The sequence below is a fragment of the Bacillus oleivorans genome (assembly GCF_900207585.1).
Lineage (GTDB): Bacteria > Bacillota > Bacilli > Bacillales > JC228 > Bacillus_BF > Bacillus_BF oleivorans.
In genome coordinates, this window is the sequence record NZ_OAOP01000001.1 from 121,146 (window position 1) to 134,159 (window position 13,014).

The window sequence follows — 13,014 nt, forward strand, 5'->3', positions numbered from 1 at the left end:
CTATACCTGTTATCTCAGACCAACAACTTCTAACCCCTGCTGTTGTAAATATTCAATAATTCGGGGTAAGGCATCAATAACAGCCTGCGATTCATGGAGAAGGATAATCGCCCCGGAAGTATCGGAGTTGGCTACATATTGAAAAATTTCCTCGGAGTTGTGATGCTTCCAGTCTTCTGTATCTTTATTCCAAAGAACCAGCTTGTGATTAGTCCGTTCCGCTAATTCTAAGGTCGTCTCATTTTTTGCTCCATAAGGGGGTCTGAAGAGAACGACTTCCTCTTGGATAATATCCTCAATTAAATGAATTGATTGTATCATTTCCTTTTCCTGTTCTTCGTACGACAGATTTGTCATGTTCGTGTGATTCATCGTATGGCTGCCGATGGAATAACCATTGTCGTGTACATATTGAACATATTCAGGATATTTCTTTGCATGTAATCCTATAAAAAAGAACGTTCCGCCAACCTCGTATTTTTTCAGGATATCAATAATTTCTTTTGAATACTTAGAAGGGCCATCGTCAAAGGTTAGAGCGACACTCCCTTCTGGAATGCTATAGGTTAGTCGTTCTTCTACCTCTATAAGCGGAATAGAGGGCTCTTCTGCTGTTAAGCTTTCACTGCTAGATTCGTTCACATCCGAAATAGGAGTATCACTTGGTTTGTTTTCAGGCTTAATCAAAGAGGCAATATCCGTCTGTTCATTTAATGAACCATTATAATCCTGTTCCCCGATTGTCTTAGCCTCGACGATTGCTGGATGGCTAAAAGGAGTATCGTTTCTAAATGAATCCTTTAAATAAACGAGCAGAAAGGCACTTATGGATAGGAACGCAACCATCGCAGCAGCCATCCAGGAAACTCGATGACTCTTTGGACGCGAAAATAGTTCTGTTTCGACTCCCTCTTCCTCAGCATGCGCAGTTTGTTCTCTTAAGAGAAATGGAAACGTATCAATCTCACTGATTTGTTCCATTTTCCTAAGTGTATCTAATCCTTTGGCAAACTCCTCTGAGCATGGAAAATAGATTCGGTCACTTTGATCCCGGAAAGTTCTTGTTAAGAAGCTGAGATATTGGTTTCTATGATTGTCCCAAGAAGTTTGAAAAGACATTCTATATTTAAAAGAACCTTGAAAATCTACTATTTTTTGAATATTAGCTGCCGTATCTCGGTCAATTTCCCATAAAAACTGATTGGAACTTTGGAATAATAATCTAACCTGCAAAAATGATTTTTCTCCATTTTCCTCGACTGACAACAGTTCTAGCAGTTTTACGCTGTAAACAGACATGATGCTCCCCCCCTTCTCTCTATGGTTTCAAAATGTCTGTTTACTCTGATTGGGTAGAGGATGTCTTTGGTGTAAAGGAAAATGACATTCTCTCTGTAAAATCTTTGATTGTCTGCAGTAATTGATTTTTTTCTTCGAGAATTCTTTCATATTGTTCTAAGTATTTTTGATTCTCTACTTCGAGCTCTCGAATTTTTTCTTCTAATTGATTAATGCGTAATAGATTTTGATATTGTGTGCTTGTTGACTCTTCACTTAATTTATTGTATTTTTGAACCTCTTTTTCTAGCTGATTTGAGATTTTTTCAAATTCTTGGTTAGACGTATTTTGATATTCTTTATAATCCTCTAGAAGCTGATCATAGCTCATTTGTTTATGGGTCAGGTTTGTTTCTAAACTATGAATCTCTTGGTTTTTTTCTTGTAACAACTTTTCCTTTTTCATAATATCGTGCTTAAGACGATTAGTTGTATCTTTTTCGTTTAGGAGCTGTTCTGCAAGGCCTTTATTTTTATAAAGGATTAATTGACGGTCTTTTAGCATATTTTCAAGAGCTACAATCATATCTAATGAAACTTTATCTTGATTATCCTTTGAAAAAAGAGAGTAAGGGGTGGAAATCTCTTCAAAACCAGCTATCGGTTGATATTCATCCAATTCAACTTCTTCCGTTAAAACTTCTTCTTCATTAGATGGCTGATTGGACATAACACCTTTCCACCAGCCCAATGATTTGCTTTTCGTTTCTTTTGTCATGTTTTCATCTCCTACTTCTTTAATAAGCCTAAAGTCTTGGTCCATTTATCAAAATGCGACAAAAATAGAAATCTATTAATTAATTCCTATTCTCGGTTAAGAAAATTACGTCAAATATACCATTATTATCTATCTTTTATTGTAAGATTATGTAGAAGAATGTCAACATAAGTCCTAGAAATAATCCTTTTGTCGTGGTTTTTTTTGCTATTTTTTTAAAATAGTAGATTAAAGACTAATAATAGAACAACGAAAGCGTATAATTACGCAAGTATCTTTTTGGAGGGTTTATATATGAAATCTAAGACAGCGGTTGTTACAGGCTCATCAGGCGGCTTTGGCCTGCTAATCTCATTGGAGCTTGCACTGCGCGGTTTTTATGTTGTGGCTACGATGAGAAATATCGAAAAAGGGTCGGAACTAATAAATAAAGCTAAAGAAATGAGTCTTGAGCAATACATCAAGTTAATTGAGCTTGATGTGACTCGGGAAGATTCCATTCTTACATGCAAGAGTTATTTAGAAGAAAGCTGCGGTTCAATCGACATTTTGGTTAATAATGCAGGGTATGCCGGAGCGGGTTTTGCCGAAGAGGTTTCCATTCAAGAATTTCGAAAGCAATTTGAAACGAATGTATTTGGAGTTATGTCGGTTACCCAAGCAATCCTGCCGCTGATGCGGAGAAAAAAGGCCGGGAAAATTATAAATATGAGCAGTATCAGCGGTAAAATCGGCTTTCCGGGTCTATCTCCGTATAGTGCCTCTAAGCATGCATTGGAAGGATACAGTGAATCACTTAGACTCGAGTTAAGGGACTTTGGCATTGATGTTGTGTTAGTAGAGCCGGGTTCTTTTAAAACCAATATTTGGACAACAGGTAAACAAGTAGCTGAATCATCCCTCAATCAGAACTCGCCTTACTTTAAAATGATGGAAAGAATAGAAGCCCATCTTCATAAAGCATCACCAAGATACGGAAACCCAATAGATGTAGCTAGGCTAATCGGAGACATCGCTGAAAATCCTAAGCCCAAACTCCGATACCAAATTGGAAAAGGTGTAAAAGCCACGCTAGCTCTAAAAGCCATCCTCCCCTGGTGGATCTGGGAAAAACTATTACTCAAACAACTAAAATAAACCGATTCGACAAACTTCGGGACGTGACAGGCATCAGCCCCGTATGTAATAATAAAAAAAAAAGTTCAGCAATATGTATAAGCTTGGGAATAAGGCTCAAGCGTTTCTACCAGGTAACCGTAAATTACCGGACTACATGAAGGGTGAATGTGACATATGCTATTTGAACATACGGCTGATAAGTATGTTAAATTTGTCATCTTCTCAAGAATGTAGATTAGCCTGGGTGTATGGTGTGCCCGGGTTTTTTTTGTGTAAACATTTATCGATAGATACTAGAATGATTGTATTGACTGATTGGGAGTATAAATAAGATGGGATTTGTTTACTCCTGCATATAAGAAAGGAGATGATCTTCATGGAGAATTGGGTCAAGCGAAAGAAACTATATGAAGTCAGCCAGCAGCTATCTAAGGTCGCCCGCGGTTTAGAAAAAGCAGACACAGTTATTAAAAATGGAACATTAATAAATGTTTACTCGGGCGAATTACTAGAAAATATCGACATTGCCATCAGTGAAGGGCGAATTGCCTATGTAGGAAAGGCCGACCATACAATCGGAGAAAATACCAAAGTCATTGAAGCATACAACCGTTATATCGTGCCTGGTTTTTTAGATGGTCATATGCATGTGGAGAGCACGATGCTGTCCGTTACAGAATTTGCTAAAGCCGCCTTGCCCAAAGGAACAACCGGCATTTTTATGGACCCGCACGAAATTGCGAATGTGTTTGGGGCGGAAGGCGTTCGCCTTATGCACGAAGAAGGCCAGCAGCTCCCATTAAAGGTGTTTACGACCTTCCCATCCTGTGTACCTGCGACTACAGATTTAGAGGATGCCGGGGCTGCGATTCATGTAGAAGATGTACAAACAGGATTACAGTGGGAGAAAGTCGCTGGACTTGGCGAAGTTATGAATTTTCCGGGGGTAGTCTTTGGGGATTCTCTTATGCTGGGGGAAATTGAAGCAACGATAAAAGCCAATAAGGCAGTAACCGGGCATTTTCCTGCCGAGGATCCTTATTTGCTCCAAGCTTACCTATCTTCAGGAGTCACTTCTGATCATGAAACCGTAACAAGAGAGCAAGGGCTTGAGAAGGTGCGCTTAGGCATGCACTTAATGATTCGTGAAGGATCGGCATGGCATGATGTAAAAGAAGTTATTAAGGTTGTAACAGAAGATAAAGTTAGTACGGCTAATATTAGTTTAGTAACAGATGATGTGTATCCGCAGACTCTCGTTGAAAAAGGGCACTTAAATCACGTCGTCCGCCGTGCGATTGAAGAAGGGGTAGATCCAATTACTGCGATCCAGATGGCGACGATAAATGTAGCGCGTTATTTTAAATTGGAACAGGACTTAGGTGCAATTGCTCCAGGAAAATGTGCGGATATTTTATTAATAGAGGACCTTCAAAAAGTTGAACCTGTGACAGTTTTAACAGACGGAGAGGTGATTTTTGATAAAGGGGAATTAGTGAAATCATTCCCTCGCTACACATATCCTGAATATGTGAGAAATTCCATGAACGTTAAAGAAGAACTGAATCCAGCCGACTTTTTACTAAAAAGTAAAAGCGGAAAATCAGAAACAGAAGTTCATGTGATTAAAATTATAGAAAATAGTGCGCGCACGGAAAAAATGACAGCAGTCTTAGAGGTTCAAGACGGTGTGATACAGCCTGACGTCGATCAGGATATCATTCAACTGGCCTGTATTGACCGCCACCATCGAAGCGGACAAATCTCCCTCGGATTCGCTCATGGATTTCAGTTAACTAAAGGTGCGGTGGCCTCAACGGTCGCCCATGATAGTCATAATCTATTAGTGATGGGAACAAATTCGGAAGATATGGCACTAGCCGCAAATGAACTCGTAAAATGCGGCGGCGGGATGATTGCTGTTGCAAATGGGAAGATATTGGCCCGCGTAGCGATGCCAATTGCAGGTCTAATGTCTGACCAGCCATTAGAAACAGTCGTTCAAGAAGTGCAACAGCTAGAAAAGGCCTGGAAGGTATTGGGATGCCCAATCAATGCGCCATTCATGACCTTCTCTCTTATCGCTCTAGCAGTCATTCCAGAAATCCGCATTACAAACCGGGGGATTGCCGACGTAACCCAATTTCAGCTGATTCAAACGGAAATAGAATCATGAGAATGAACTAAGTTTTGCAATAAATAGATATGCAGCCAGTAGCCTGCGGCAAAACAAAGCAAAGAGGTGTCCAAATCTAAACAGGACACCTTTTTTAAAACGTTACACTATAAAGTTTTTTCACAGATAGCGGAACTGATGTCCGTAAGAACCCCGGTGTCGCACGCCAAGGACGAATATCGGACATACAATCCGCTATTTCCTTAAAAACCGCTGTTCTGAAGACCTGAACGGACATATGATCCGTTATTTTGCCAAAATCATTAGAAAATCGTTGATTTTTCAGTAAATAGCGGAACCAATGTCCTATAATTTTGAAAAACGGCCAATTTGTCACAGATAGCGGAACTGATGTCCGTAAGAACCCTGGTGCCGCACGCCAAGGACGAATATCGGACATACAATCCGCTATTTCCTTAAAAACCACTGTTCTGAAGACCTGAACGGACATATGATCCGTTATTTTGCCAAAATCATTAGAAAATCGTTGATTTTTCAGTAAATAGCGGAACCAATGTCCTATAATTTTGAAAAACGGCCAATTTGTCACAGATAGCGGAACTGATGTCCGTAAGAACCCCGGTGTCGCACGCCAAGGACGAATATCGGACATTTTTTCATCCAAAACTATTCTTATCGACAAACTTCAGTCAGTGACAAGTACCCTATCGTATACCCTTCATAAAGGTTTGAATCTTTGGCGCGAAAATGAACAAGATGATGCTTAGAACGATTGATACTCCACCAATAATTCCAAAGTATAACATTTCATTCGCAGCAGAATAGAATTTAACCAGCTGTGCGTTAATAGCTTGTGCAGCTGCATTGGATAAGAACCAAAGGCTCATTGTTTGCGCTGAAAATGCGGCAGGCGCGAGCTTGGTTGTTGCTGAAAGTCCTACCGGTGACAGGCAAAGCTCACCAAGTACGACAATAAAGTAGCTAAGTACCAACCATAATGGACTAACTAAAGAATCCGCACCGCTAAAGTAGGCTGGCAGTAAAATCACAAGGAATGAAAGACCGGCAAACAATAGACCTAGCGAGAATTTTTGCGGAATTGTTGGCTGGCGTTTTCCAAGCTTAATCCAGAACCAGGCAAATACAGGAGCTAGAAAAATAATAAATAACGGGTTCAATGATTGGAACCAAGCTGGGGAAATCGTTATCCCGGCAAACTCTAGTTGAGTTCGTTTATCTGCATATAAAGCTAAAATCGTTGAACCTTGTTCCTGAATGGCCCAGAACATAACAGATGCAATAAAGAGCGGGATATAAGCAATAACGCGAGAGCGTTCAACGGCTGTTGTTTTAGGACTGCGATACATCACAACAAAGTAAATGGTTGGAATGACAATTCCTAATACCCCGACAAGAGCAATAAAACTATCAAAGTTTAATAGGCCAGTTGGAATCATAGTCACACATAAAATGGCAATGATTATTAGTGCCAAGCCGATAATCGTTCCATACTTCTTCTTTTCAGCAGAAGAAAGCGGATTTGCTACAAATGTTCCAGCTAATCCGAGATTCTTCTTCTTGGTTGCCATAAAAACAAGAAGTCCAATAAACATACCAACAGCGGCGATCGCGAAACCTAAGTGAAAGTTCACATCCATTCCCACTTTTCCGACAATTAATGGAGCAGTAAATCCACCGAGGTTAATACCCATATAGAAAATACTGAATCCCGAATCCCGTCGGTTGTCGTCTTCACTATAAATTTCGCCAACAACGCTAGAAACATTAGGCTTTAATAAACCTGTACCGAGTACAATCAGAACCATTGAAACAAAAAATAGAGCGATGCTGCCGGGAACTGATAATGCTATGTGTCCTAACATAATCAAAATTCCACCATAAAAAACGGCTTTTGAGGTACCGAATATGCGGTCAGCTAACCAACCACCGATAATACCTGACATATATACTAAAGATCCATAAATGGACATAATTGAAAGTGCGATCGGCTCGTCTAAACCAAGACCACCTTGTGTTACTTCATAATACATATAGAAAACAAGGATTGCTCTCATTCCGTAATAAGAAAATCTCTCCCAGAATTCTGTGAAGAAAAGAGTAAATAGGCCCTTAGGATGTCCGAAGAAGCCCTTTTGCGGGACACTAGCCACAATTTTCTCTTTTTTAGAATCAGACATTACGTAAAACCTCCTTTTTTACTATTCTTATTATTCTACAATAATATCAAGTCCCTATCATTGTCAAATTTCGACAGGTGTCTGCCGCGTTCCAAAATTTATCGATTTTCCTTTATTTTGTATAGTTTACAAATGATGAAACACACTAAAATAGAGTTGTAAATATACGATTTTTGAGGAGATTTTTATGTACAAATTATTTACGCATAATGATTTAGATGGGGTTGGATGTGGCATAGTCGCCAAGCTTGCATTTGGTGACCAAGTCGATGTTCGCTACAATTCTGTAATGGGTTTGGATTTTCAGATAGAAAAATTCCTCGAAAGAAAAAACGACAATAAACAGAAAGAGGATTTTTTAATCATTACAGATCTTTCAATTAATGAAAAAAATGCAGAGGGACTTAATGAGTATGTTGCGGAAGGCGGAATGGCGAAGCTGATTGATCACCACAAAACAGCCCTTCATTTTAATGACTACAGCTGGGGATTAGTCAAAGTCGAATATGATAATGGGCGTTTAACCTCTGCCACCTCATTACTCTATGATTACCTTGTGGAACACGACCTGATACAGCCTTCCGCAGCTGTCGAAGAATTTGTAGAATTAGTTCGGCAATATGACACGTGGGAATGGGAAAAATACGACAATATCAAAGCCAAGCATTTGAATGATTTATTCTTTATGGTTTCGATCGATGAATTTGAAGAAAAAATGGTATCCAGGCTTCTAGAAGCCGAGCATTTTGAGTATGACGAATTTGAACAAAAACTGCTCAATATGGAAGAGGAAAAAATTGAACGCTATATCCGAAGAAAAAGACGTGAAATGGTTCAAACCTTTGTAGGAGAGTATTGCACAGGTATAGTTCATGCTGAATCGTATCATTCAGAGCTTGGAAGTGAGCTGGGAAAGGAAAATAGTCATTTGGATTACATAACAATCTTAAATATGGGCGGAAAAAAAATTAGCTTTAGAACGGTCCATGATGATATTGATGTCTCAGCGGTAGCCGGACGGTTTGGAGGGGGTGGCCACGCTAAAGCAGCAGGATGCTCGATGAATGAAGAATCTTACGAGCTCTACGTAAAGGCTGCCTTTACGATCGAACCGATGAGGCAGGATGCTTTCAAGAATCAGTACAACCTTAAAAACATCCCGCAAGGAAGCTTATATGAGAATCGAAATGAAGATCAGATCTTTATCTATTCTAAAAACGAGTCGGAGTGGATCGTTGAGTTAAATGGTGAACCTTTAACAGAAACATTCACAAGCTTTGAAACTGCTGAGAGATACGTAAAAAGAATTCATTCTGCCTGGCTGGCGCGAGATGAACATTATGTGGAATTTTTGAAGGATGTTGTGATAAACATAAAATGTATTTAGCTAACTGAAAAATTCTATGCACAAAAAGAAAAACCCCTCGAATATTTGAGGGGTTCATTCATTCAAATAATTAACGGCAATAAACAAACTATTTTACTAGTTTTAGATATGCCTAGCTGTGGGATAATGTGAATATCTAGTTTATTATAGAAATTTGTTATTTTATAAAAAATGAATGATATGATGAAGTTACAATTTTGATAGAGGGGCAAGAGAAGTATGGCGAAACCAAAAAAATACTACGTCGTGTGGGCGGGGCGAAATCCAGGGATATATACAAGCTGGGATGAGTGTAAGGAGCAAGTGAACGGATATCAAGGGGCGAAATATAAATCCTTTCCATCTGAACAGGAAGCAAAAGAAGCATTTGCAGCTGGGGCGGCGAATGCTTACTCATCTAAAACCTCAACCACAGGCCAAAAAGTCCAAGCAGACATTATTTACAATAGCATATCCGTAGATGCAGCCTGCAGCGGAAACCCTGGTGATTTAGAATACCAGGGAGTAGACACCAAAACGGGGGAGCGAATTTTCCATGTAGGTCCTATTGAAAATGGAACCAATAACATTGGGGAGTTTCTTGCAATTGTTCATGCCTTGGCACTGCTCAAAAAACAAAATAGCAACAAAACGATTTACTCAGACTCCGCAACAGCGATTTCTTGGGTGAAGAGAAAAAAAGCTAACACTCAGCTGGAGTACTCGGAAAAGACAAAATATATTTGGACATTAATCAAACGTGCGGAAAAATGGCTTCAAGAGAATACATATTCTAATAAAATCTACAAATGGGAAACAAAAGACTGGGGAGAAATTAAAGCAGATTTTGGCAGAAAATAGATACAGAAGAAAATCAAAAGCCCTAAACCATCGCAGGTTGAGGGCTTTTCCTTTTTATCGGCAGATTATAGTCCAGTCCGCTCTTCACTAAGTGCGCTTGGAGTTTGTTCAAAAATTTATAATTTAAACGAACTTTTCAGCTCCACAATTAAATTATAAACCGCTTTTTCTTCTGTCGAGAGCTTAGGATCTACACTAAAGTATCCATGTCTAAAGAATTGGAACTTATCATATGGTTTGACGTCCTTCATGTTGGGCTCGACAAACCCATTTAAAATTTGCAGAGAGTTTGGATTCACATGATCTAAGAAATTCTTGCTGTCCTCATCCTCTTTTTCCTCTCCATCTTCATCTAGTATCAGTGGTTCATAGAGACGGAATTCCGCAGGAACCGCTTGTGTCGCTTCCACCCAGTGAATCGTGCCTTTAACCTTGCGTCCCGTAAAACCGGTACCGCTTTTTGTTTCTGGGTCATAGGTACAATGAATCTCGACAACGTTTCCATTCTCGTCTTTTACAACATCTTCGCACTTAATGAAATAAGCATGCTTGAGTCTTACTTCATTGCCAGGGAACAAACGGAAATACTTACTTGGCGGATTTTCCATGAAGTCTTCCTGTTCGATATAAATTTCACGGGAAAACGGAATTTGTCTTGTACCCATTTCCGGCACTTCCGGATTAATTTCCGCTTCAAGCATTTCAACTTGTCCTTCTGGATAATTCGTGATCACTACTTTAAGCGGGCGTAAAATACCCATTGTCCGAGGGACTTTTAATTTTAAATCCTCTCTGACAAAGTGGTCAAGCATCCTGGAATCAACGGCCCCATCGCCTTTTGATACCCCTAATTCACGGACAAATGCGCGAATCGCTTCAGGTGTAAAACCTCTTCTTCTTAAGCCAGAAATCGTTGGCATGCGCGGGTCATCCCAGCCGTCTACAAACTCTTCTTCCACTAGCTGCTTTAATTTACGCTTACTCATGACCGTATTGGTTAAATTCAAGCGGCCAAACTCGATTTGCTGCGGCTTGCTTGCCATTTCACATTCTTCAATTACCCAGTTATACAAAGGACGCTGATCTTCAAACTCAAGCGTGCAGATGGAGTGTGTTACATCCTCAATCGCATCCTCAATTGGGTGAGCGAAGGAATACATCGGGTATATACACCATTTGTCTCCTGTATTATGGTGGGTTGCATGAGAAATCCGGTAAAGAACAGGGTCTCGCAAATTAATATTAGGCGAGCTCATATCAATTTTCGCTCTAAGCACTTTCTCACCGTTTCCAAACTCACCTTTGCGCATCCGCTCAAATAATTCTAGGTTTTCCTCTACAGAACGGTTTCGGTAAGGGCTCTCTTTCCCCGGCTCTGTTAAGGTGCCGCGATATTCCCTTATCTCATCAGCTGTAAGGTCATCTACATAGGCTTTCCCTTTTTTAATAAGAAGGACTGCCCGATTATACATTTCCTCAAAATAATCGGAAGCAAAAAACAGGCCATCCCAATCATATCCGAGCCACTTAACATCCTCTTTAATCGATTCAACGAACTCCGTATCTTCCTTTAACGGATTGGTATCGTCAAAACGGAGATTCGTTTTCCCGTTAAATTCATCCGCCAAGTCAAAGTTAATGATAATGGATTTAGCATGTCCGATATGTAAATAACCGTTTGGTTCTGGCGGAAAACGAGTCATCACATGATCTCGTTTACCTGTCTTTAAATCTTCAATAATAATATCCCTTATAAAATTTGAGGTGTTATGTTCCACAGCTTTCAACCTTCCTTATAAATGAAGTTGTAACTAATTATTGATTATGTGAAAACAAATGGATCTTTATATACTTTACACATTATGTCCGTTAGCAAGTATTGTAACACAACTGTCAATGGAATTTTAGCCAAAAAATCAGGACGGGACCCAATTATCTCCATTATCAAAATTCGGCCGAGTATCATAGGATAAAGTATGCCCCTTATATATTTAGTGACGAAGGAAATGAAAGCGTTTGCCAAAGAGACGGGGTGTTATAAAGGAATTATTACGACGTTTAGAAATGACTGATATTTGTGAATACTAAAAATAAATAAGGTTTGCTTATCCTTTTTTAGATGGTAGTAACTTGGCCGAGTGAATGCAAAAGTAAGCAAGCATTAAAAAAGTTCTAAAGGAGTGCAAGTCAAATGAATGTAGATAGGGCTTTACAGGTGCTCGATTCCATGCGACTGCCGAACGGAACTTATACAGCTAGTCTTTCCCAGGATTACAATTACGTTTGGATTCGGGATGTTTGCTATACGGTTCTCCCTTTTTTAAAGTGGCCTGACGAACGATTTGAAACAGCGTATCATGCTTTATTTGATTTATTTAAAAGCTATGAATGGAAAATCGATATTCATCGGACCAAAAAACCCGTTTATTTATATGAGTACATCCATTCTCGTTATTCAACCGATTTAAAGGAACTTCAACAGGAATGGGGTCATGCTCAAAATGATGCAATAGGAGCATTTCTCTGGGGAGTTGGAGAAGGCTTTAGCCACGGGCAAAGGGTCATTCGGGATGATAGTGACATTGCGATTTTACAAAAATTGGTTGATTATTTAGAATGTATCCGTTACTGGGAAGATGAAGATAATGGTATGTGGGAAGAAAATATGGAAGTTCATGCTTCTAGTGTCGGAGCATGTGTAGCAGGTTTAAAGGCTATTAAAATGCTGGTAGAGGTCAAAGATGAGCTTATCATAAATGGAGAAAAAGCGTTACAAAAGCTTCTGCCTCGTGAAAGTATTTCAAAGGAAACAGATCTGGCGCTGCTTTCCCTCATTTACCCTTATCGCGTGGCAGATAGGCAAATGGCATTAAAAATCCTGGAAAATGTGAATACACATTTAGAAAGAACCTACGGCTGTATCCGTTATATCAATGATCAGTACTATAACGAAGGCAGTGAAGCAGAATGGTGCTTTGGCTTTCCATGGTTAGGTCTTTGTTATCTGGAGTTAGGCATGTTTGAGAAAACACTTGAGTATCTGGAAAAAACCAAAAGGATTGTCCCTGAAAACTGGGAGGTTCCGGAACTGTATATTGGCGGAGCGTTCAAACCGAATGGCAATACACCGCTGGCATGGGCTGTTGCGATGGCGTATTTGTTCATGACCCAGATGGAATCCTTCAAAATGTATGGCGAAACCGTTCAATAATAGTGAATTAAGGATAAAAGCTCGAGGATGTCTTAAAGAGGGGGTAACCTCTTTTGAGACATCCTC

General features: G+C 39.6%; 10 protein-coding genes and 1 riboswitch. Of the genes, 5 read left to right on the forward strand and 5 right to left on the reverse strand.

Translation table 11 applies throughout. From position 1 onward, the window contains the following. Nucleotides 1–9 precede the first annotated feature (9 nt). Together CRO56_RS00565 and CRO56_RS00570 are read right to left on the reverse strand one after the other, a co-directional pair. Nucleotides 10–1,299 (reverse strand): polysaccharide deacetylase family protein, encoded by a 1,290-nt coding sequence (locus CRO56_RS00565; RefSeq protein ID WP_097156654.1) that lies wholly within the window; start codon nucleotides 1,297–1,299, stop codon nucleotides 10–12. 40 nt (nucleotides 1,300–1,339) lie between these two features. Continuing rightward, nucleotides 1,340–2,056 (reverse strand): AAA family ATPase, encoded by a 717-nt coding sequence (locus CRO56_RS00570; RefSeq protein ID WP_097156655.1) that lies wholly within the window; start codon nucleotides 2,054–2,056, stop codon nucleotides 1,340–1,342. A gap of 294 nt (nucleotides 2,057–2,350) precedes the next feature. Here CRO56_RS00570 and CRO56_RS00575 point away from each other — a divergent pair, with 294 nt between their 5' ends. Both CRO56_RS00575 and ade read left to right on the forward strand, forming a co-directional pair. Further along, entirely contained in the window at nucleotides 2,351–3,193 is an 843-nt protein-coding gene (locus tag CRO56_RS00575) for an SDR family oxidoreductase (protein WP_097156656.1), read from the forward strand. A gap of 53 nt (nucleotides 3,194–3,246) precedes the next feature. Beyond that, nucleotides 3,247–3,348, forward strand: a riboswitch (purine riboswitch). Between the two features lie 203 nt (nucleotides 3,349–3,551). Next, nucleotides 3,552–5,351, forward strand: coding sequence for an adenine deaminase (ade, locus tag CRO56_RS00580; protein ID WP_097156657.1), 1,800 nt, complete (start codon nucleotides 3,552–3,554; stop codon nucleotides 5,349–5,351). A gap of 94 nt (nucleotides 5,352–5,445) precedes the next feature. Here ade and CRO56_RS00585 read toward each other — a convergent pair whose 3' ends face one another. After that, nucleotides 5,446–5,964, reverse strand: coding sequence for a hypothetical protein (locus tag CRO56_RS00585; protein WP_097156658.1), 519 nt, complete (start codon nucleotides 5,962–5,964; stop codon nucleotides 5,446–5,448). Nucleotides 5,965–6,016: 52 nt separating this feature from the next. After that, nucleotides 6,017–7,510: a peptide MFS transporter gene (locus CRO56_RS00590; protein ID WP_097156659.1), complete on the reverse strand. Its 1,494-nt coding sequence runs from the start codon at nucleotides 7,508–7,510 to the stop codon at nucleotides 6,017–6,019. A gap of 187 nt (nucleotides 7,511–7,697) precedes the next feature. On the opposite strand from CRO56_RS00590, the gene CRO56_RS00595 reads away from it, so the two are divergent. Then, nucleotides 7,698–8,897, forward strand: coding sequence for a DHH family phosphoesterase (locus CRO56_RS00595; RefSeq protein ID WP_097156660.1), 1,200 nt, complete (start codon nucleotides 7,698–7,700; stop codon nucleotides 8,895–8,897). 219 nt (nucleotides 8,898–9,116) lie between these two features. Further along, entirely contained in the window at nucleotides 9,117–9,737 is a 621-nt protein-coding gene (locus CRO56_RS00600) for a ribonuclease H1 domain-containing protein (protein WP_097156661.1), read from the forward strand. 116 nt (nucleotides 9,738–9,853) lie between these two features. Here the strand turns inward: CRO56_RS00600 and CRO56_RS00605 are convergent, their stop codons facing one another. Continuing rightward, nucleotides 9,854–11,515: a glutamine--tRNA ligase/YqeY domain fusion protein gene (locus CRO56_RS00605; protein ID WP_097156662.1), complete on the reverse strand. Its 1,662-nt coding sequence runs from the start codon at nucleotides 11,513–11,515 to the stop codon at nucleotides 9,854–9,856. Nucleotides 11,516–11,928: 413 nt separating this feature from the next. Between CRO56_RS00605 and CRO56_RS00610 the strand changes: the two genes are divergently transcribed. Continuing rightward, nucleotides 11,929–12,948 (forward strand): glycoside hydrolase family 15 protein, encoded by a 1,020-nt coding sequence (locus CRO56_RS00610; RefSeq protein ID WP_097156663.1) that lies wholly within the window; start codon nucleotides 11,929–11,931, stop codon nucleotides 12,946–12,948. Nucleotides 12,949–13,014: the final 66 nt, after the last annotated feature.